Source organism: Pseudomonas sp. GW821-FHT01D09, assembly GCF_059422465.1.
In genome coordinates, this window is record NZ_JBWKWY010000001.1 from 390305 (window position 1) to 412265 (window position 21961).

The 21961-nt window shown below is 63.4% G+C and carries 13 protein-coding genes and 2 riboswitches; of the genes, 7 read left to right on the plus strand and 6 right to left on the minus strand.

All coding sequences use genetic code 11. The features are described 5' to 3' along the window. Positions 1–14: 14 nt before the first annotated feature. Positions 15–4658 carry an NEL-type E3 ubiquitin ligase domain-containing protein gene (locus AC07W7_RS01905; RefSeq protein ID WP_495038519.1) on the plus strand — a complete coding sequence of 1548 codons (4644 nt, stop codon included), beginning with the start codon at positions 15–17 and terminating at the stop codon, positions 4656–4658. A gap of 34 nt (positions 4659–4692) precedes the next feature. On the opposite strand, the gene metH is transcribed toward AC07W7_RS01905, so the two are convergent. Further along, the gene (gene metH, locus AC07W7_RS01910) at positions 4693–8403 is read right to left on the minus strand and encodes a methionine synthase (protein WP_495038520.1); all 3711 of its coding nucleotides are present in this window, start codon (positions 8401–8403) and stop codon (positions 4693–4695) included. Between the two features lie 165 nt (positions 8404–8568). Between metH and AC07W7_RS01915 the strand changes: the two genes are divergently transcribed. After that, entirely contained in the window at positions 8569–10860 is a 2292-nt protein-coding gene (locus AC07W7_RS01915; protein ID WP_495038521.1) for a fatty acid cis/trans isomerase, read from the plus strand. A gap of 86 nt (positions 10861–10946) precedes the next feature. Further along, entirely contained in the window at positions 10947–11531 is a 585-nt protein-coding gene (gene nfuA / locus AC07W7_RS01920) for a Fe-S biogenesis protein NfuA (RefSeq protein WP_003190728.1), read from the plus strand. A 203-nt stretch (positions 11532–11734) separates the two neighbouring features. Here nfuA and cobM read toward each other — a convergent pair whose 3' ends face one another. From cobM to AC07W7_RS01945, 5 genes are all read right to left on the minus strand, one after another. After that, on the minus strand, positions 11735–12481 hold the full coding sequence (gene cobM, locus AC07W7_RS01925) for a precorrin-4 C(11)-methyltransferase (RefSeq protein WP_076961080.1): 747 nt from the start codon (positions 12479–12481) through the stop codon (positions 11735–11737). A gap of 69 nt (positions 12482–12550) precedes the next feature. Next, positions 12551–12943 carry a cobalamin biosynthesis protein gene (locus AC07W7_RS01930; RefSeq protein ID WP_169901480.1) on the minus strand — a complete coding sequence of 131 codons (393 nt, stop codon included), beginning with the start codon at positions 12941–12943 and terminating at the stop codon, positions 12551–12553. Next, positions 12940–13641, minus strand: coding sequence for a CbtA family protein (locus AC07W7_RS01935; RefSeq protein ID WP_099169756.1), 702 nt, complete (start codon positions 13639–13641; stop codon positions 12940–12942). Before AC07W7_RS01935 ends, AC07W7_RS01930 begins: the two co-directional genes overlap by 4 nt. A gap of 11 nt (positions 13642–13652) precedes the next feature. Continuing rightward, the gene (locus tag AC07W7_RS01940) at positions 13653–13841 is read right to left on the minus strand and encodes a CbtB domain-containing protein (protein ID WP_495038522.1); all 189 of its coding nucleotides are present in this window, start codon (positions 13839–13841) and stop codon (positions 13653–13655) included. 96 nt (positions 13842–13937) lie between these two features. Further along, positions 13938–14143, minus strand: a riboswitch (cobalamin riboswitch). Between the two features lie 131 nt (positions 14144–14274). After that, positions 14275–14742 (minus strand): hypothetical protein, encoded by a 468-nt coding sequence (locus AC07W7_RS01945; RefSeq protein WP_495038523.1) that lies wholly within the window; start codon positions 14740–14742, stop codon positions 14275–14277. 200 nt (positions 14743–14942) lie between these two features. Further along, positions 14943–15142: riboswitch (cobalamin riboswitch) on the plus strand. 93 nt (positions 15143–15235) lie between these two features. Between AC07W7_RS01945 and cobW the strand changes: the two genes are divergently transcribed. The 4 genes from cobW (at position 15236) to AC07W7_RS01965 (ending at position 21844) form a co-directional block, all read left to right on the plus strand. Beyond that, the gene (cobW, locus tag AC07W7_RS01950; RefSeq protein ID WP_169864075.1) at positions 15236–16297 is read left to right on the plus strand and encodes a cobalamin biosynthesis protein CobW; all 1062 of its coding nucleotides are present in this window, start codon (positions 15236–15238) and stop codon (positions 16295–16297) included. A 3-nt stretch (positions 16298–16300) separates the two neighbouring features. Further along, positions 16301–20062, plus strand: a complete 3762-nt coding sequence (gene cobN / locus AC07W7_RS01955; RefSeq protein WP_495038524.1) for a cobaltochelatase subunit CobN — start codon at positions 16301–16303, stop codon at positions 20060–20062. A gap of 127 nt (positions 20063–20189) precedes the next feature. After that, positions 20190–21188 (plus strand): magnesium chelatase ATPase subunit I, encoded by a 999-nt coding sequence (locus AC07W7_RS01960; RefSeq protein ID WP_495038525.1) that lies wholly within the window; start codon positions 20190–20192, stop codon positions 21186–21188. A gap of 53 nt (positions 21189–21241) precedes the next feature. Continuing rightward, the gene (locus tag AC07W7_RS01965) at positions 21242–21844 is read left to right on the plus strand and encodes a vWA domain-containing protein (protein ID WP_495038617.1); all 603 of its coding nucleotides are present in this window, start codon (positions 21242–21244) and stop codon (positions 21842–21844) included. The last annotated feature ends 117 nt before the right edge of the window (positions 21845–21961 follow it).

Sequence of the window (21961 nt, forward strand, 5' to 3'; positions counted from 1 at the left end):
GCTATGGCAGCCCGGTGCCTGCGCACGTTAGCCGCCCACCCTTGAAAATCAGCCGCGCCGACTTGCAGCAAGGCAAATTCGCCCAGGCGGTGCTGGGTGGCCTGACTGAGCAAGAAATCTCCCGTTTGCTGGGAAGCCCATCCAGTTGGGGCGAGACGCCCAGGGAGCAGGTGTTCAACGAGCGTCTGGCCGACTATGCGCGCCAGAGACAAGCGGCGCTGTTCGCCGCCCGGTTACAGGCCAATGGCAAGCTGGCCCTCGACAGGGGGCCGCTGCAACGGCGGTTTCCCTCGCTGTCCAGGCGCGCCCACGACGAACTGCTGCAGACCGCCAGCCCCCATGAGCTCAGGCATTTGCGCGACCACGGGCGCGTCAGCGGGCGTCTGGACCACCAGGCCCGGATCAGCGTGCAGCAAGGGCGCCTAAGCCGGGCGATCAGTGGCCTGCACCGCGACCGGCTGGCCAATGCCGACAGCGACCGCTTAGCCTTGCACTGTCTGGAACACCTGCCCGGATGGCCTCAGGGCCTGCGCCTGGAGATCCGTATAGACAGCCTTCAAGGCCCTTTGGTCGATAGCCTGGGGGATGAGGGCGCGGCCATGCGCCGATACCTGGTCAAGCGCGGCGATAGTTTCCAGGCCCAGGATGACGCCGGCAACGTACTCAAGCGCATGCCGGGTCAGGGGCGCACTCTGTTCCAGGCAATTGGCGACGCCTTGCCCGAGCCGGCGCATCGAGCGCTGAGCGCACAAGGGGTGGGCTTGCAGCAAGCGGTGGCGGCCTATGCCAGGCGCCACCGCGACATGATCGCCCGTGACCTCTTGAAGCTGCATGAACCTCGCTCCAGGCCGGCGTTTCGCCTGCCGGACGGGCGCCTGGGGTATGCGTTGTCGGGGCGAGGCGGACCGTTTGCAACGGACGGTCCCCTGGTCGCCCATGTGCGCAGCGTGTATCCGAATATCAGCGATGCCCAGGCACAAGCGCTCGTATCCGCCCGCCGGCGCGACGGTGAAAGCACCCAGCAGATCTGGCGGCTATTTGCCAACCGCCAACGTGAACGGCTGACATTACGGAGCACGCTTGAGCAATGGGCCGGCGCCGATGAGCAACGCTTGCACGCAGTCGCTGATCTTATCGACTGTTGGCGCCAGGGTTTTGACCGGGACCGGGCGCCCCATGCGACCCTGGTTTTGCGTGGCGAGCAGGCGCTTCCCAAGTTGGAGGCCGACTTTTCCCATGTGCGCTCCTTGAATGTGTCAGGCGCCCGATGGCTGGCCCAGGACGCCACGGAGCTGCTTCAGCCGTTTGCCAACGTGCAGCACCTGGAACTCTATGTGCACCCTGGGCAGTTGGGCGAGGCCACTGAACGGTTGGCCAATGCCCCGGGCATCACCCAGCTTTCGCTCACCGGCCCCGGGCTGATCTATTCGCCTGAGGTGCTGCGGCCTCTGAACCGCATGGCCGCACTTGAGCAGTTGTCCCTGGCGGGCAGTCTGGAAACCCTCGATGTCAGCGGGCTGACAGCGTTGCGTCGGTTAACGGTGTCCGGGACACTCGGCACCTGGCCGCAGGGGATCCTGGCACTTGAACATCTTGAGTTTATCGACCTGGCCCAGACCCAGTTGCGTGCCGTGCCCGCCGAGATGTTTGTGGGGCACCAGTGCTTGTGGCGCGGCCTGCAGATGAACTGGTCAGCGTATGAGCCGGAGGATTTCATGCCGGTCTATGCATACCTGCATGACCACCCGGCCCATCTGGTCGATGAGCTGCGGCTGGTACAGGCCTACTGCGAAGGCGCCTTGGGCCGCTTGCAAACCGGCGACCGGGCCTTTGTCGATAACGTCATGGCCAGCTTCAAAACCCGAGGGCTGAGCTCCCGCCAGCGCCTGGAGAGTGTCAACGCCGTGCAGCAAGAGTACCGCCGCTTGGTCGATGAACTGGAGCAATGGTCGGACCGCGATTCAAGCATTGGCCGGGTTGAGGTGGAGCGCCAGGTCGCCTCGGAAAAACTCCTGGATTGCTGGCGCCAGGGCCTTGCGCGGCGCTTTGTAGCGGAAGGCGGGGTGCTTCTTACAGGAGGGTTGGATCTGTCAGGCGCCCACCTGGTTGACTTGCCCCGCTTGCCGGCCAGCGGCTTTAGCCATGTGCGCCGCTTGAATCTGGATGATATCGGCGTGTCGCTTGACGGCATCAATGCTTGGCTTGGCCAGTTCCCCGAGGTCGAGACGCTGAGCCTGGCCCGTAACAACCTGACCGCGCTTCCGGCGGTCCTGGATGGGCATCCGTCCCTTCGCCACCTGGACCTGTCGCACAATTGGTTGAACATCACCCCCGTGATACAGGCGCAGTTGAGCCGCATGAGCGGCCTTTTATCCCTGCGCTTGCAGTACAACCCGATCAGGCGCCTGGACGTCAGCGGGCTCCATGGCCTGCGCATCCTGGACCTGAGCCACAGTGCGATCAGTGAATGGCCGCAAGGGGTGCTTGAGTTGGCGGCCTTGCAGCGCCTGGATCTGAGCCACAGTGCCGTGACCGCGATCCCCGAAGCGGCGCTGAGTGGGCATGACCGCTTGCTGTCCATCACCCAGCTGCGTGGTTGTCGCCTGAGCGTGACGGCGCGTGCCGAGGCGCGGATTTTTGCCCGGCGCTATGCCCGTGAACACCCGGCGGTTGCCCTGGAAAGCCCCTTGGGCATACCCCGTGAACTGCTTGCCCAAGGCCTGACGGGCGGGGAGCCTGAGTATTTTGCCGAAGATGTGTTGCGCCGCCCTGATTTGCTGGTGGCGCTGCCCACGACAGTCGCCACCGACACCCCGACGGCCCGCCTGCAACGCCTGGCCCCGGCCCTGGACGACTTGCAGGCGGCGGCGCGGGTTGCCGAGTTGCACGCCAGCGGCCTCGACACGCGGCAGGTCCAGGCCCGGCTCGCTGAATGGGAGGGGCAATACGCGCAGTGGGTGCGCCCGCTCAATGACTGGATCGATGTGCACGGCTACCTGGACGGCGGCTGGATCAGTGCACTGGACCGGCGCCGCGCGGCGGACCGATTGTTGGAGAGCTGGCGCCACACCCTGCGCGCCAGGCCCACCCCGGCTGGATTGAACGGCGCCGGCCTGTTGGATCTTTCGGGGCTGGCGTTGGGGGATCTGCCGAGGCTGCCCCGGTATTTTGCGCACGTCACGGAACTGAACCTGAGCGGCGTCAAACTGACGGCCCAGGGCTCCAACGGGTTCCTGCGGGCTTTCACCCATGTGCGCACGTTGACGCTCAGCCATAACGGGTTAGGCGCTGTACCGCAGGCCATCGGTGAGTTCCATGGCTTGCGCAGGCTGGACCTTGGCGTCAATGAACTGCGCAACGCCGCCCAGTTGCAGGAATACCTGGGGCACATGCCGGAACTGGAATGGCTGGACCTCGGTGAGAACGTCCTCAGCGAGCTGGACCTCAGTGGCCTGGTCCGGCTTGAGACGCTGTCTCTGCACGGTAACCTGCTTGATGAATGGCCTGCGGCAGTCTTTGAGCTGCCCCGCTTGCACACCCTGGATCTACATGACAACTGGATCGAGACCCTGCCTGCGGCAGCCTTCGAGCCCCAACATCGCCAATTGATGGCGGGCACCAACCTGGCGGGCAACCGGCTTGAGCAACAAAGCTGTGAGCGCTTGCAGGTCTACCTGGCCCAGACCGGCAATGGCCTGGGGTTTTCCGACGAGCAGTTGGAGACCCTGCTTCGCGGGTATCGAGAGGACGATGAGAGGGGGGCTTTTGATTCCCCTGACTATTCGCTGAATCATCCCGATGTCGAAACGCCCCAGGAACAGAAGGCCCGTTGGTTTTACGAGGTGCCACCCTATTCGTCAAAACACCGGATTTGGGACCGGCTCCATGCCCTGGAGGGGAGCGGCGATTTCTTCTTTACCCTGTCGCAACTGCGCAATACCGAGGACTTCCTTGAGGCGCCCGCCGAACTGACCCGGCGCGTGTGGACGGTGCTGGAGGCAATCGACGGCAACCCGGCCATGCGGCGGGACCTGTTTGCCAGGGCGACGGCGCTGATGCCTGAGGTCACCTGTGGGGATGGGCGGATCCTGATGTTCAACGAGTTTGAAATGCGTGTCCTGGAGTTCGATGCGCTCAGAATGGCCGAGCGGGGAGAGGGCGGCGCCGGCTTATTGAAGTTCGCCCGCGGCATGATCCGCCTCGAAGCGGTAGAAGGCATTGCCCAGGCGACCATCAAGCACCGTCCAGACATCGATCCGGCGGAAATCCGCCTGGCCTTGCGCATTGGCCTGGCACAGCGCCTGGAACTGCCCAGGCAGCCCTCTGGCATGCTGTACAGCCAATTGTCGGAGGTGACCCAGGCTGACCTCGACCGTGCGTACACCACGATTGTGCAAAGTGAAAGCACGCCGGGCTTCGAGGAAAAACTGGTGGGCCTTGAGTATTGGCTCAATTACCTGAAGATAAAATACGCCACGGACTTCGCGGCCCTGGCCCGCGAACTGGAGCACAAGACCGATGGCCTGGATGAACGCTATCCCGACAACGGTTCAGAGTACCTGCGCGACTATGCCGTGCTGGGGACCTGGAGCAAGGAGCAGCGCATGGCGCTGGCGATCCGCCTGACGCGCCAGGAGCTGGCGGGCCTGGACAGTTAAGGGGCCTGTAGAAACCAGGCCCCGCAGGCAACCCTCAGTTGTCGTAACCCAGGTTCGGCGCCAGCCAGCGCTCGGTCACGGCCAGGTCCTGGTCCTTGCGTGCGGTGTAGCTTGTCACCTGGTCCTTGTCGACCTTGCCCACGGCAAAGTACTGCGCCTGCGGGTGGGCGAAGTACCAGCCGCTGACCGCCGCCGCCGGGAACATCGCGTAGTGCTCGGTGAGGAATACACCGCTGCGCCCGGCGTGCATTTCGCGGGCCTCGGGGTCCAGCAGTTGGAACAACTGGGCCTTCTCGGTGTGATCCGGGCACGCCGGGTAGCCGGGGGCAGGGCGGATACCGCTGTACTGCTCCTTGATCAGCGCCTCGTTGTCCAGCTGTTCGTCCCGGGCATAGCCCCAGTGCTCTTTACGCACTTGCTGGTGCAGCCATTCAGCGCAAGCCTCGGCCAGGCGGTCGGCCAGGGCCTTGACCATGATCGAGTTGTAGTCGTCGCCGGCATCCTGGTAGGCCTTGGCCACTTCTTCGGCGCCGATGCCGGCGGTGGTGATAAAACCACCGATGTAGTCGGTCACGCCGCTGTCTTTGGGCGCCACGAAGTCGGCCAGGGAGAAGTTCGGCTTGCCATCGGTCTTGATAATCTGCTGGCGCAGGTGATGCAACTTGGCAATCGGTTGGCCGTCGTCGCCGTAGACTTCCAGGTCATCGTCCTGCACCTGGTTGGTCGGCCAGAAGCCAAACACCGCACGGGCGCTGATGAGTTGTTCGTCGATCAGCTTGTTGAGCATTTCCTGGGCATCGGCGTACAGCGCGGTGGCTGCTTCACCGACCACTTCATCGGTAAGGATGCGCGGGAACTTGCCGGCCAGGTCCCAAGAGATAAAGAACGGCGTCCAGTCGATGTATTCGGCCAGCACCTTGAGGTCGATATTGTCCAGCACCCTGGCCCCGGTAAACGTCGGCTTGACCGGGGTGTAGGTGCTCCAGTCGAACTGTGGCTTCTTGGCAATGGCCGCCGCGTAGCTCAGGCGCTCGGTGCGGGCGCTGCGGTTGGAGGTGCGCTCACGCACGTCGATGTATTCCAGGCGGGTCTTCTCGACAAACCCGGCCTTCAGCTCCTTGGACAGCAACTGCGTGGCCACGCCCACCGCGCGCGAGGCGTCGGTGACGTAGATCACTGCGTCGTTGCTGTACTTGGGCTCGATTTTCACCGCCGTGTGCGCCTTGGAGGTGGTGGCGCCACCGATCATCAGCGGCAGGTGGAAGTCCTGGCGCTGCATCTCGCGGGCCACGTGCACCATTTCATCCAGGGACGGCGTAATCAGCCCGGACAGGCCGATAATGTCGCACTTCTGCTCCTTGGCCACCTGCAGGATCTTCTCCGCCGGCACCATCACCCCCAGGTCGACGATGTCGTAGCCGTTGCAACCCAGCACCACGCCGACAATGTTCTTGCCGATGTCGTGCACGTCACCCTTGACTGTGGCCATGAGGATCTTGCCCTTGGCTTCCGGCTTGTCGCCTTTTTCCAGTTCGATAAACGGGATCAAGTGCGCCACGGCCTGCTTCATCACCCGCGCCGACTTCACCACTTGCGGCAGGAACATTTTGCCGGCGCCAAACAGGTCGCCAACGATGTTCATGCCGGACATCAGCGGGCCCTCGATCACCTCGATCGGGCGGGCGAATGACTGCCGGGACTCTTCGGTGTCTTCGACGATATGGGTGGTGATGCCCTTGACCAGCGCGTGTTCCAGGCGCTTGTTTACCGGCCAGCCGCGCCATTCCTCGGTCTCGGCTTCCTTGACGCTGCCATCGCCCTTGTACTTGTCGGCGATGGCGAGGAGGGCGTCGGTGCCTTCCGGGGTGCGGTTGAGCACCACGTCTTCCACGGCATCGCGCAGCTCGGCCGGGATCTGGTCGTAGATCTCCAGTTGGCCGGCGTTGACGATCCCCATGGTCAGGCCGTTGCGGATCGCATACAGCAGGAACACCGAGTGGATCGCCTCGCGCACCGGGTTGTTGCCACGGAACGAGAACGACACGTTGGACACGCCACCGGAGGTCAGCGCGTACGGCAGCTCATCGCGGATATAGGCGCAGGCGTTGATAAAGTCCACGGCGTAGTTGTTGTGCTCTTCGATACCGGTGGCCACGGCGAAGATATTCGGGTCGAAGATGATGTCTTGCGGCGGGAAGCCCACCTCATTGACCAGGATGTCGTAGGAGCGCTTGCAGATCTCTTTCTTGCGCGCCTCGGTGTCGGCCTGGCCGGCTTCGTCGAACGCCATCACCACCACGGCGGCGCCGTAGCGCTTGCACAGCTTGGCGTGATGGATGAACTGCTCGACGCCTTCCTTCATGCTGATGGAGTTGACGATGCCCTTGCCCTGGATGCACTTGAGGCCGGCTTCGATCACTTCCCACTTGGAGGAGTCGATCATGATCGGCACACGGGAGATATCCGGCTCGCCGGCAATCAGATTGAGGAAGGTCACCATGGCCTTCTTCGAGTCGAGCATGCCCTCGTCCATGTTGATATCGATCACCTGGGCGCCGGCTTCCACCTGCTGCAGGGCCACTTCCAGGGCTTCGGTGTAGTTGTCCTCGCGGATCAGCCGGGCGAACTTGGCGGAGCCGGTGATGTTGGTGCGTTCGCCGACGTTGACGAACAGCGACTGGCGATCGATGGTGAACGGCTCCAGGCCTGACAGGCGGCAGGCCTTGGGGATGTCCGGGATCGGGCGCGGCGCGTAGCCGGCCACGGCCTTGGCGATGGCCTCGATATGCCCCGGCGTGGTGCCGCAGCAGCCGCCGACGATATTGAGGAAGCCGCTCTGGGCAAATTCTTCGATGACCTTGGCGGTTTGCGCCGGCAACTCGTCGTACTCGCCGAACTCGTTGGGCAGGCCGGCGTTGGGGTGCGCGGACACGTAGGTGTCGGCCTTGTTCGACAGCTCTTCGAGGTACGGCCGCAGTTCACGGGCGCCCAGGGCGCAGTTCAAACCCACGGAAATCGGCTTGGCGTGGCTGATGGAGTTCCAGAACGCTTCGGTGGTCTGGCCCGACAGGGTCCGGCCGGAGGCGTCGGTGATGGTGCCGGAAATCATGATCGGCAACTCGACCCCCAGTGCTTCGTACACTCCTTGCACGGCAAAGATCGCGGCCTTGGCGTTGAGGGTGTCGAAGATGGTTTCGATGAGGATCATGTCCGCACCGCCTTCGATCAGGCCTTGGGTGGCCTCGGTGTAGTTTTCCACCAGTTCATCGAAGGTGACGTTGCGGTAGCCGGGGTTGTTCACGTCGGGCGACAGCGAGCAGGTGCGGCTGGTGGGGCCCAGCACGCCGGCGACAAAACGCGGCTTGTCCGGGGTCTCCAGGGTCTTGGCATCGGCGACCCGGCGGGCCAGGCGTGCGCCTTCCAGGTTCAGCTCGTAGGCCAGCGCCTCCATGCCGTAGTCGGCCTGGGACACCTGGGTGGCGTTGAAGGTGTTGGTTTCGAGGATATCGGCACCGGCATCCAGGTACGCTTTCTCGATCCCGCCGATCACGTCCGGGCGGCTCAGGATCAACAGGTCGTTGTTGCCCTTGACGTCGCTGGGCCAGTCGGCGAAGCGTTTGCCACGGTAGTCTTCTTCCTCCAGTTTGTAGCTCTGGATCATCGTGCCCATGCCGCCATCGAGGATCAGGATGCGTTCCTTGAGGGCTTGATGGAGGGCTTGCAGGCGAGTGCTACGATCGGACATGGGACTACTCTAATCAGGCATTACGGAGGGCCTGGATCATAGCAAACCTGTGCGCTTTTGGAGCATGTTCGGGTTTTGCATGAATATCGCTCATGTTGAAGGGGCGTTGACACCGGTAGAATCGGCGCAATTTTTCAGCGCACGCATTGAATCGGGACCGGATCCATGTCACTTCGCCTCATTACCAGCGCCGCCCTGGCCCTGGTCGCCTGCATTGCACAGGCCAACGGACCCGCCCCGGCGCTTTCCTATACCCGTGACATCCAGCCCATCTTCACCGAGAAATGCGTGGCCTGCCATGCCTGCTATGACTCGGCCTGCCAGCTCAACCTGGGCAGTGGCGAGGGGGCGGCACGCGGCGCGAGCAAGGTGGCGGTGTATGACGGCGAGCGCAGCCAGGCGGCGCAGCCGACCCGGCTGTTTTATGACGCCTTTGGCCAGGCCGCCTGGCAGCGCCAGGGGTTTGCCTCGGTCCTGGATGCCCAGGGCTCCCAGGCCGGGCTGATGGCGCGCATGCTGGAACTGGGCCACACAACCCCCTTGGCGCCCAATGCCAAGCTGCCCGAGGAGATCGTGCTGGGCCTGAACCGCGAGAACATGTGCCCGCTGCCGGGGGAATTCGACGCCTACGCCGGCGCGCACCCCAAGGAAGGCATGCCCCTGGCCGTCACCGGCCTGACCGACCAGCAATACCAGACCCTGCAACGCTGGCTGGCCTCCGGCGCGCCGATTGACCAGCAAGGCCTGGCGCCCAGCGCCCAGGAAGCCTTGCAGGTACAGCAATGGGAAAACCTGCTGAACCAGCCCGGCGCCCGGGAAAACCTGGTGGCGCGCTGGTTGTTCGAGCATCTGTTCCTGGCCCATATCTATTTCGAGGGGGGTGAGCCGGGGCATTATTTCCAGTGGGTACGCTCGCGTACGCCCAGCGGCCAGCCCATCGACCTGATCAACACCCGGCGCCCCAATGATGACCCGGGCACCCAGGTGTACTACCGCCTGTGGCCGGTGCAAGGGGTGATCGTGCACAAGACCCATATCACGTACCCGTTCAGCGCGGCGAAGATGACACGGATCAAGGCGCTGTTCTACAGCGGTGACTGGCAGGCCATGGCGCTGCCGGGCTACGGTCCTGGCCACCGGGCCAACCCGTTTGAAACCTTCGAGGCGATCCCGGCCAAGGCGCGCTACCAGTTCATGCTGGATAACGCCGAATACTTCGTGCGCACCTTTATCCGCGGGCCGGTGTGCCGGGGGCAGATTGCCACGGACGTGATCCGCGACAACTTCTGGACCCTGTTCCAGGACCCGGAGCACGACCTGTACATCACCGATGCGCGCTATCGCGGCCAGGCTACGCCGCTGCTGGCGATGCCGGGGCAGAACGATGATGTGGGCAGTGTGCTCGGCCTGTGGCTCAAATACCGCGACAAACGCAATGAATACGAGGCTCTGCGCCGCGACAGCTACGCTGACCTGCCGCCGCCGGGCTGGTCGAGCCTGTGGGCCGGCAATGACAATGCCTTGCTGAGCATCTTCCGCCATTTTGACAGCGCCTCGGTGAGCAAGGGCCTGATTGGCGAGGTGCCGCAAACCTTGTGGCTGTTCGATTACCCGTTGCTGGAGCGCACCTACTACCAACTGGCGGTCAACTTTGACGTGTTTGGCAATGTCTCGCACCAGGCCCAGACCCGCCTGTATTTCGACCTGATCCGCAATGGCGCCGAACAGAACTTCCTGCGCCTGATGCCGGCGGATTCGCGCGATGGATACCTCGATGACTGGTACCAGAACAGCGGCAAGGTCAAGCTGTGGCTGGACTATGAGGCCATCGACAATGACAAGCCCACTGGCCTGAAACTGGATGATAAGGACCCCAAACGCGATTTTGCCAACCAACTGCTGGCCCGTTATGGCGGCTTGAATGCCAGCCCGGACCCGATCAACCGGTGCATCAGCGCCTATTGCTCGCGTCCCGGTCTCGACCCGCAACTGCGCGACGCCGAACAAACCCTCAGCCGCCTGACCTCCAGGCCGGCGGCCGGGCTCAAGGTCATCGAACAATTGCCGGAAGCCACTATGCTGCGTATCCAGACCCGCAGCGGCCAGCGCGAGGTCTACAGCCTGCTGCGCAACCGCGCCCACAGTAACGTGGCGTTTATGCTGGGCGAGGCTTATCGCTATCAACCGGGCCTGGATACCCTGACCATCTACCCGGGCGTGCTCAGCAGCTACCCCAACTTTATCTTCAATGTGCCGGCCGAGGACGTGCCTGAGTTCGTCGAGGACATGGAGCTGGCCAGGGATGCCAAGCGTTTTGAGCGGATTGTCGAGCGCTGGGGCATTCGCCGCAGTCACCCGCAGTTCTGGGTGTATTTCCACGATTTGTCGCAGTACCTGCGCGAAACCACGCCGGTGGAAGAGGGTGTGCTGGATATGAACCGCTACGAGAACCTGTAGCCGTGGATTTGCCTGACAAAAATACTAGGACTTTGTACCGCCGAGGCGATTGGCGTAAACTGCCGACAAGCCTGTGAGGAGTTCCCATGACTGCCATAACCATTACCGACGCCGCCCACGATTACCTGGCTGATCTGCTGTCCAAGCAGAACACCCCGGGCATCGGCATCCGCGTCTTCATTACCCAGCCTGGCACCCAGTACGCCGAGACGTGCATTGCCTACTGCAAGCCGGGGGAAGAGAAGCCTGAAGACACCGCCCTGGGGCTCAAGAGCTTCACCGCGTACATCGATGCCTTCAGCGAAGCCTTCCTTGACGACGCCGTGGTCGACTACGCCACTGATCGCATGGGCGGCCAACTGACCATCAAGGCGCCCAACGCCAAGGTGCCGAACGTCAATGCCGACAGCCCGGTCAACGAGCGCATCAACTACTACCTGCAGACCGAGATCAACCCGGGCCTGGCCAGCCATGGCGGCCAGGTCAGCCTGATCGACGTGGTGGACGATGGCATCGCCGTGCTTAAGTTCGGTGGCGGCTGCCAGGGCTGCGGCCAGGCTGACGTGACCCTTCGCGAAGGGATCGAGCGCACGTTGCTGGAGCGGATTCCCGAGCTCAAGGGTGTACGTGACGTGACTGACCATACGCAGAAAGAAAACGCCTACTACTAAGGTGTTCGCTGCAAACAAAAAACGGCGCCCCGTGAGCGCCGTTTTTTATTGATTTAAATTAATGAGTTACACGAACTATCTAACAAAAAAATTAACTGTGGGAGCTGGCTTGCCTGCGATAGCGGTGTGCCAGGCGACTTAGCTATCGACTGTTTCACCGCTATCGCAGGCAAGCCAGCTCCCACAGGTTGTCCTGCGTAGTGTCAGGGGCGGTAGAGGTGGGCATGCCCCGCCCGATACAGCGAAGATTCGCTGAAGCTGTCACTGGCCAGCACCCGGCCCACCAGAATCAGCGCCGTACGCCTGAACCCCTTGGCTGCCACTTTCCCGGCAATATCCGCCAAAGTTCCCAGGGCCCAATCCTGATCCGGCCACGTCGCCCGGTGCACCACGGCAATCGGGCAATCGGCACCATAATGCGGCAGCAGTTCGGCGACGATTTTTTCCAGGTGATTGACCCCCAGGTGCACGGCCATGGTGGTGCCATGGCTGGCCAGGCTGGCGAATGCCTCACCGGCGGGCATCGTGGTTTTGTCCGCATAACGGGTCAGGATCACGCTTTGGGCGATATCCGGCAGGGTCAATTCAGTTTCCAGCAACGCGGCACAAGCGGCCACCGCCGTGACCCCGGGAATGATCTGGAAGGGGATCCCCAGCGCGCGCAAATGGCGGATTTGCTCGCCAATCGCTCCATACAGGCTTGGATCGCCGGAATGTACCCGCGCCACGTCCTGGCCTTTTGCATGGGCGACCTTGATCAAGCCAATGATTTGCTCCAGGTTCAGTTCGGCGCTGTTGACCACCTGTTCGGCCCGATGCCCTTCGAGTACGGCAGCCGGCACCAGGGAGCCTGCGTAGAGGATCACCGGGCAATGGCGGATCAGCCGCTGGCCCTTGACGGTGATCAGTTCCGGGTCGCCGGGGCCGGCGCCGATGAAGAAGACGGTCATGGAAAAATCCTGTGCAAAAGCGGGCGAGCATGAGCACGGCTCATGATCGAGAAGGGCAATTATCGGACTTTAGCCAGCGCAGGCCAACGCAAACGTGGCCCTGGCGGCTTTTTTGCGGGTGATCAGCAGTCGGGCAGGGGCATTGGCTAGCTGTTCTGCCAAGGCCAAAGCGGCACTTTCGGCAATGCCGTAGCACCCTGTATGGGCGAAGGCCACATTCGACCTGTGGCTCAAGCGCCCTTCGTAATCGAGCAGTTGTTGTGCATCAAAGCACTGCAATGGCAGATTCAGGGCCTTGGCCAGGGCGATCATGCCCGGTTCATCGCGCTTGTGGGCAATACTGGCCAAGGCGCTTACCTGGCCGGGGTCGATACCGGCCTCGGCCAGGGCGCTGCCGAACAGTTCCAGCAGAGCCTCAACCTGACAGCCACGCTGACAACCCAGGCCGACCGTCAGGATCATGCTGCGTATTGAACGTCGCGATTGCGGCGAAACAACCAAGCGCTGATCAGGCCCAACGCCAGCCAGAACGCAACGTTGGTCAGCTGCGAGGCGATCTTGAACTGCGCTTCCAGAGCTTGCGGGGCGAGCATCGAGTGCACTTCGGGCTGTGGCGCGCCAATCACATGGGGTACGGCCAGGATCGCGACGCCAAGGATCTTCAGCAGCCAGTTGCGGCCAAACACAATCAGCGCAATGCCGGCAGCGGTGGACGCTGCCGTGCCGATCCACCAGACCTGTCGTTGCGCTAGGTCCGCCGCCGCCGTGCCGGGCAGCTCAGGCGGCAAGCCCAGGGTCGGCGCCAGCACAAACGTGGCGTAGCCGGCCAGGCCCCAGAGCAGGCCCTGGGCAGTGCGGGTCGGCGCGCGCAGGGTGTAGAGGCCGGCGAGCATCAGGGCAAAACCTACGGCGACCACCAGGTTAGCGCCGGTGGTGGACAGCAGGCGCTGCCAGCCGTCTTCCGGCGCCCAGGCTTCGGCGTCGTGGCTGTGGGCCGCAGTGCCTGGAGCATGCTCATGCACCTCGGTCACCACCGGGGCGTTTTCAAAGGTTTCCGCCTGCAGAATCAGCGGGGCTACCCAGAAACTTTGCAGCAGGGTCAGCAACAGGGCGGCCAGCAGGCCGGTGAACCCTGCGGTTTGCGCAATACGCTTGATCATGGCAGCAGGTCTCAATGGCACGGGAAGGCGGCGCTGTGGCGCGTATCGTGGGCGGCGTTGTGCACCGCCTCGATATGGGAGAACCCGGCGAAATACACCAGGCACGCACCGAGGATCGACGCGCCGATGGCGACAGTCAGGCGTTGGCTCAAGGTGGCGTTGGTGCTGGCGGTGTGTGAGGTGCTGCTGATGATCGACATGGCACGTCCCTTTCGAGTGGCAGGGTGACACGAGCGCATGAAAACCCCGCGAGCCGGGCCCGCAGGGTTCTGAACAGCGCCCGCCCACCGCGGGTTTGTTATCTGATGGTTCGGGCCGGTCTCCGGGCTTGCGAGGGGCTCTTCTAGGGCCTGAAAGCATCGCCTTCCCATGCCAAAAGCACAGTGGCTGTGACGCTTCGCTCGCTTACCGTTGCGGGGGCAGCACCGGAATTGCCATAAGACTATGGCTCACCGGTTTCCCGTTTCACCCAATCAAGGGCACCCGAAACAAGGTGCTTAGGAGAGCATGTGCGAGGGATGGGCGTCAAACACCTTGGGCGCTTGTCGAGGCTCAAGGTGTTTGCTTGATCGCGGTATCGTCAGATATCCCGATGGTTGGTGAGCGTAGGTGCTTGTTTCAACAGGTTGATCCTTAGGATTCATTAAACCTGACTCTGGGTTTGTCAGACGACACTCTGATCATGTAGTTAAGGTTGTCATGGTCAAACCTTTGGTCTTTCAAGCCCCGTCCTTGAGCTTCAGCCCCGACCCCTATATCCAACTGGTTAAGCAAGCGCTCGCGTTTGAGCAGCTCAGTTGCAACTGCTGATGCTTGCTGAGAAAAGGTTCTAGTGCTTGGACGCTGACCGGCGGCTTCTTTTAATTCGTTAAAATTGACGTATTTGTCACCGGCCCCCGCTGCGTACTCCTCAAAGTGCTTTTTTACCTCCTTGATCAGTTGCTTGTTGGTGTAGCGCGAGGGATCGCGTGTTGTACTTGATGCCCTTGGCGTTGCCCGCGTTGTGCGGCCGTTATCTCCGGCATCATCCGCCCTTTGGTTGTGGTCCTGTGTGATCGGCGGCAAGTTGAAGTTGTTGGATGGAAATATTGAAAGTGTCATGACAGATCCTCGGATTTATTGATGAACGTCTTTGAGTAGTGTCGACAGGGCTGCAAATTGATGAATCGATATCTGTGTGGTGTCCACATCAAACGCGTTCCCCGCCGGGGTGTGCAAAGTGATACAGGTTTTTTATCCGAGTGCCGTGGGGTAAATACTTGATCCGGGTTTGCCGACATTGACCCGTCCTCTCGCACTGCGTAGCCTTGCACCTTCGAGGTTCTTCGGCCCCGGTCGAAGCTAAGAAGGGAACGCGGTCCAAGCCGCGGCTGCCCCCGCAACTGTAAAGGGTTTATCTGACTGCCACGCCACTGCCAATACGGTGGGAAGGCGCAGCCAGCGCCAGCCGCAAGGCCGGCAAGCCCCAAGCCAGGAGACCTGCCTCGTCACCGATTTTCCATTTCAACCGGGCGGGGTGATCCGGTGACGAATCCTGCACCTGCGCGCCGTCGCAGGGCCTGTCGTCCCGTATGCCCGCCCCACAGGGCATCCGATGAAAACACTGGCCAAACTCCCCGTTACTATCGTCACCGGCTTCCTCGGCTCGGGCAAAACCACCTTGCTGCGCCATATGCTGGACAACGCCCAGGGCCGCCGCATTGCGGTGATCGTCAACGAGTTCGGTGAGCTGGGTATCGACGGCGAGATCCTCAAGCAGTGCTCCATCGGTTGCACCGAAGAAGAAGCCAGCGGCCGCGTGTATGAACTGGCCAACGGCTGCCTATGCTGCACCGTGCAGGAAGAGTTCTTCCCGGTGATGCGTGAACTGGTGGCGCGCCGTGGCGACCTTGACCATATCCTCATCGAAACCTCTGGCCTGGCCCTGCCTAAGCCGCTGGTCCAGGCCTTCCAGTGGCCGGAAATCCGTAGCGCCTGCACGGTTGATGCGGTGATCACCGTGGTCGACAGCCCGGCCGTGGCCGCTGGCACCTTCGCCGCGTTCCCGGACCAGGTCGACGCCCAGCGTAAGCTGGACCCGAACCTGGACCACGAATCGCCGCTGCACGAACTGTTTGCCGATCAACTGGCCAGCGCCGACCTGGTGATCCTCAATAAAACCGACCTGATCAGCGCCGAAGACCTGGCCCGTGTACGCCTGGAAGTCGCCGAAGAACTGCCGCCCGCGGTGAAAATCGTCGAAGCCAGCAGCGGCCGCCTGCCCCTGGATGTGTTGATTGGCCTGGGCGCCGGTTCCGAGGAGCATATCGACGGGCGCCACAGCCATCACGATCACCACCACGAAGGTGAGGACGATCACGATCACGATGCGTTTGATTCCATCTCCATCGACCTGCCACAGGCTGACGAAGCGCTGCTGCTCGACGCCTTGACCCAGTTGGTGGTGCAGCACGGCATCCTGCGGGTCAAAGGCTTCGCGGCGATCCCGAACAAGCCGATGCGCCTGCTGATCCAGGGCGTGGGCACGCGTTTTGACAAACACTTCGACCGTGCCTGGAGCGCTGACGAAGCACGCATCACGCGCCTGGTGCTGATCGGCCAGGACCTGGACGCAGCAGGCCTCGAAGCGCAATTGCGCGCTGCGCTCAGCGTTTAACCCGTGCATCTGCTCAGGACCCAGCCCGGAGGTTTCGTCTCCGATGACAACATCGCCGACCTTGGGCAAACCCCCGCCGAGCTGGTGATCCTGTGCAGCGGCGATTCGAGTCTGGCGTTGCTGGCCGAAGCGGCGCAGCAACTGCCCGACGACTACCCGAGCCTGCGCCTGGCCAACCCGATGCAGGTGCAGAACCATGCCTCGGTGGACCTGTATGTGGACGAGGTGCTGCGCCACGCCAAGGTCATCCTGATTTCCCTGCACGGCGGCATCGCTTATTGGCGTTATGGTATCCAGCGCCTGGTGGAGCTGGCCGGGCAGGGCGTGCAGTTGATCTTGGTGCCGGGGGACGATCGCCCCGATCCCGAACTCAGCAGCTTGAGCAGCGTCAGCGCCGCAGAGCGCGACCGCCTGTGGCACTTTCTGCGCCAGGGCGGGCTGGGGAATGCGCTGGATTTCTATGCCTGCCTGGCCAGCTGCTACCTGGGCCGCGATTACCCGTGGGCCGAGCCGCAAACCCTGCCGCGCACGGCGATCTATCACCCGCACAAGGCCAATGCGCGCCTCAATGACTGGCAGGCAGACTGGAACGCCGGGTGGCCGGTGGCGGCGGTGCTGTTCTATCGCTCGCACTTGCAGGCGGCCAATACCGCTTTTATCGATGTGTTCTGCCAGCGCTTGCAGGCGGCGGGCCTTAATCCACTGCCAATGGCGGTGGCCAGTTTGAAGGAGCCCGGCTGCCTGACGGTGGTCGAGGACCTGCTGGATGAGGTGCAGGCGGCGGTGATTCTCAACACCACCGGCTTTGCCCAATCCAGCCCCGAAGCGCCCCATCTGCGGCCGTTTCGCCGCAATATCCCGGTGATCCAGGCCATCTGTGCCCAGGACAACCAGCCCGGCTGGGAAGCCAGCGAGCAGGGCCTGGGCCCGCGCGACCTGGCGATGCATATCGCCTTGCCGGAACTGGACGGGCGCATCATCAGCCGCCCGATCAGCTTCAAGGACCTGGCCTGGCGCAGCGAGCGCAGCCAGTCGGATGTGGTGTGCTACCGCGCAGCCCCCGAACGCATGGACTTCGTGGCCGAACTGGCGCGGCGCTGGGTCGAGCTGGCACGGGTGCCCAATGCCGACAAGCGCATCGCCCTGATCCTCGCCAACTACCCGACCCGTGATGGGCGCATCGGTAACGGCGTGGGCCTGGATACCCCGGCCGCCGCCTTGAATATCCTGCGCGCCCTGCAAGCCGAAGGTTATCCGCTGCCGCCAACACTGCCAGACAGCGGCACCGCCTTGATCCACGAACTGCTCGGCGGTGTGACCAACGACCTCGACAGCCTCGACCTGCGCCCTTGTCACCAAAGCCTGGGCCTGGACGCTTACCAGGCGATGTTCAATCGCCTGCCCGAGGCCAACCGCCAGGCTGTATTGGAACGCTGGGGCACGCCCCATAACGATCCGATGTGCCGCGACGGGCGCATGATGATCGCCGGCCTGCGCCTGGGCCTGACCTTTGTCGGCATTCAGCCGGCACGGGGTTACCAGGTGGATGCCAGCGCGGTGTACCACGACCCGGACCTGGTGCCGCCCCATGCCTACCTGGCGTTCTATTTCTGGCTGCGCCATACCTACGGCGCCCATGGCGTGATCCATGTGGGCAAGCACGGCAACCTGGAATGGCTGCCGGGCAAAGGCGTCGGGCTGTCCGAAAACTGCTGGCCGGATGCGCTGCTGGGACCGCTGCCCAATATCTACCCGTTTATCGTCAACGACCCGGGCGAGGGGGCCCAGGCCAAGCGCCGCACCCAAGCGGTGATCATCGACCACTTGATGCCGCCGCTGACCCGCGCCGAGACCTATGGCCCGCTGCGTAACCTTGAGGTGTTGGCCGATGAGTATTACGAGGCGCAGTTGCTCGACCCGCGCCGCGCACTGGAGCTGCAAAAGGACATCCTCAAGCTGGTGCGCGAAACCCGTATCGACCAAGAGCTGGAACTGGATAACCAGGCCGACGCGGCCGTGTGGCTGCCGCGCCTGGACACCTACCTGTGCGATTTGAAGGAATCGCAGATCCGTGACGGCCTGCATATCTTTGGCGAATCGCCCGAAGGCCGCCTGCGTATCGACACCTTGTTGGCCCTGCTGCGCATCCCGCGTGGCGACGGGCGCGGCCCGCAATCAAGCCTGCTGCGCGTGTTGGCCAAGGCCTTCGAGCTGGGCTTTGACCCGCTGGACTGCGCCCTGGCCGAACCCTGGACCGGGCGCCGCCCCGAGGTCTTGCAACAACTCGACGGGCAGCTGTGGCGCACCGCCGGCGATACCCGCGAGCGCCTGGAGCTGTATGCAGCACGGTTGATCGAGCAGGCGCTGGAAGGGCCGCTCGAACAGCTTGAAGAGCCCGGCTGGGAGGAGGTGAAATCAGTGATCGAAAGCCTGCGCATCGTCGTCGCGCCACGCCTGGATGCCTGCGGCCCGGCGGAAATGCGCGGTTTGCTGGATGCTCTGGACGGTCGTTTCGTACCGGCGGGACCTAGCGGCGCACCGAGCCGTGGGCGCCTCGATGTGTTGCCGACCGGGCGTAACTTCTTCAGCGTCGATGTGCGCAACCTGCCCACCACCACTGCCTGGCGGATCGGCTTCCAGTCCGCCAACCTGATGCTTGAGCGGCACTTGCAGGACCATGGTGACCATCTGCGCCAGCTCGGGCTTTCGGTGTGGGGCACCGCGACCATGCGCACCGGCGGTGACGATATCGCCCAGGCCATGGCGCTGATGGGCGTGCGCCCGGTGTGGGCCACGGGCAGCCAGCGGGTCGATGACTTTGAAATCCTGCCCATCAGCCTGCTGGACCGCCCACGGGTTGACGTCACGCTGCGGGTGTCGGGGTTCTTCCGCGATGCTTTTGCCAACCTGATCCGCCTGTTCGATGCCGCTGTGCAAGCGGTAGCGGTGCTGGATGAACCGGACGACCTGAACCCGCTGGCCGCCAAGGTGCGTAGCGAGCGCGAGGCGTTGCGCAAGGCTGGGCTGGATGAAGAGGCGGCGGCCAGGCAGGCCGGCTGGCGTATTTTCGGGGCCAAGCCCGGGGCCTATGGCGCGGGGGTGCAGGGCGCAATCGACGGTCGCCTGTGGCAAAGCCGCGCAGACCTGGCCGAGGTCTACCTCAATTGGGGCGGCTACGCCTATGGTGGCTCTGATGAAGGCACTGCGGCCCGTGAACAGTTCGCCCAGCGCCTGAGCCAGGTGCAGGCCGTGTTGCAGAACCAGGACAACCGCGAGCACGACTTGCTCGACTCCAATGACTACTACCAATTCCAGGGCGGCATGCTTGCCGCCGTGGAAACCCTCAGTGGCAGCAAGGCTGCCAGCTATCATGGCGATCACAGCCAGCCGGACCTGCCGAAGATCCGCACGCTGAAGGAAGAGCTGAACCGGGTGATCCGCTCCCGCGCGGCCAATCCCAAGTGGATCGAAGGGGTCAAGCGCCACGGCTACAAAGGCGCGTTCGAGATGGCGGCAACGGTGGACAATCTGTTTGCCTTTGACGCTACTACTGCGCTGATCGACGATCACCAATATGCACTGCTGGCCGATGCCTACCTGCTCGACCCCGACACCCGGGCGTTTGTGCAACAACACAACCCCGCCGCCCTGCGTGACATGACCGAGCGCATGCTGGAAGCCCAGCAGCGTGGCATGTGGCAGGAGCCGGGGGCCTACCGCGAGGCATTGGAAAACCTGTTGCTGGACATAGAAGAAGACAGTTGATGCTGATCGTTCCCACGCTCTGCGTGGTAACGCAGCCCGTGACGCTCGGCGTCACACGAGCGGACGCAGAGCGTCCAGTGAGGCGTTCCCACGCGGGAGCGTGGGAACGAGCCCTTTAGAGTTGACTATGACTGATACCCCCCATTTCCCACTGTCGGCCGTGGTCGGTGCCGACCACCTGAAACTCGCGCTGTGCCTGACCGCCATCGACCCGAAGATCGGTGGCGTGCTGATCGAAGGCCCGCGCGGCATGGCCAAGTCCACCCTGGCCCGTGGCCTGGCGGACCTGTTGGCCAGCGGGCAGTTCGTCACCTTGCCCCTGGGCGCCACCGAAGAACGCCTGGTGGGCACCCTGGACCTGGACGCCGCCCTGGCCGAAGGCCGTGCGCAGTTTTCCCCGGGCGTGCTGGCCAAGGCTGACGGCGGCGTGTTGTACGTGGATGAAGTCAACCTGCTGCCCGATCACCTGGTGGACTTGTTGCTCGACGTCGCCGCCAGTGGCACCAACCTGATCGAGCGCGATGGCATCTCCCACCGGCACTCGGCGCGTTTTGTGCTGATCGGCACGATGAACCCGGAAGAGGGCGAGTTGCGCCCGCAGTTGCTGGATCGGTTTGGTTTCAACGTGGCATTGAGCGGGCAGACTTTGCCGACCGAGCGCGGGCAGATCATCCGCCGGCGCCTGGATTTCGACAGCGACCCCAGCGCGTTCTGCACGCAATGGGCCGACCAGCAAGCGGCGCTGCGTGCGCGTTGCACCGAGGCCCGTGCACGCCTGGAAAGCATCGCCCTGGATGACCAGGCCCTGGCGCAGATTACCGAGCGCTGCTTTGCCGCCGGTGTCGACGGCCTGCGTGCCGATCTGGTGTGGTTGCGCGGTGCGCGGGCCCATGCGGCGTGGCGTGGGGTTGCGGCCATCGCTGAAGAAGATATAGAGGCCGTTGCCGAATTTGCCCTGCGCCATCGTCGCCAGGAGCAAGCACCGCCTGCCAGCAGGCCCGATCAGGGCCAGGCGCCCCAGCCTTCAGATAGCGCGTCCGGCCAGGGCCAGTGGGGCGACATGCCCGCACCCGCATTGCCCACGGGTGCTCGCCGAGAAGTGCCTAGCTGGCCAAAAAAGCCCTAGGCATCCGCCCCCGACCTGATACGGGGGCGGATGCCCGTCCCAAAGCAGGGCGACTGGACAGGGGCCGCCAGGGCAAGGCGCGCAGCGCGCAGCAGGGCTCGGTCAACTGGCCGGGCACCCTGCTGGGGGGGCGGCCGCAATTCCGTGAAGACTTGCGCTACCACCTGCGCAGCCGCTCGGCCCATGAGCTTTGGTTGGTAGTTGTCGATGCGTCAGCGTCCACTCGGCGGCACCAGGCCTTGAGCGATGCCAAGGGCTTGCTCGCGCAGGTGTTCGACGACGCCTATCGGCAGCGGGCGCGCATGGCGCTGCTGACGGCCAGCGGGCAGGTGCCGAACTGGCAGGTCCAAGGCTTGAAAGCGGCGAAAGGCCTGGGGCGTTGGTTGGATGGGCTGGGCGCGGGCGGTGGTACGCCACTGCTGGCGGCGTTGACCGAGGCTGGGCATTGGCTGGCGGCGCGGCGCAAGCGGTATCCGGCTGAGCAGCAGCGGTTGCTGGTGATTACCGATGGCCGGCTCAAAGATATCGGTCACTTGCCGGTGCTGGATTGCCTGGGGCTGTTGGTGGATATCGAACGTGGGCCGATCCGGCTGGGGCGGGCGCGGGAGCTGGCCGCCGGGTTGCAGGTGGATTATCGGCATATTGATAGCCTGTAGCGCTGCTGCTACCGCTATCGCAGGCAAGCCAGCCCCCACAGTTGACCGAGTAGGTCCTTTGGAATGCGCTTGAATGTGGGAGCTGGCTTGCCTGCGATAAGGCCCTCAAACCCACCG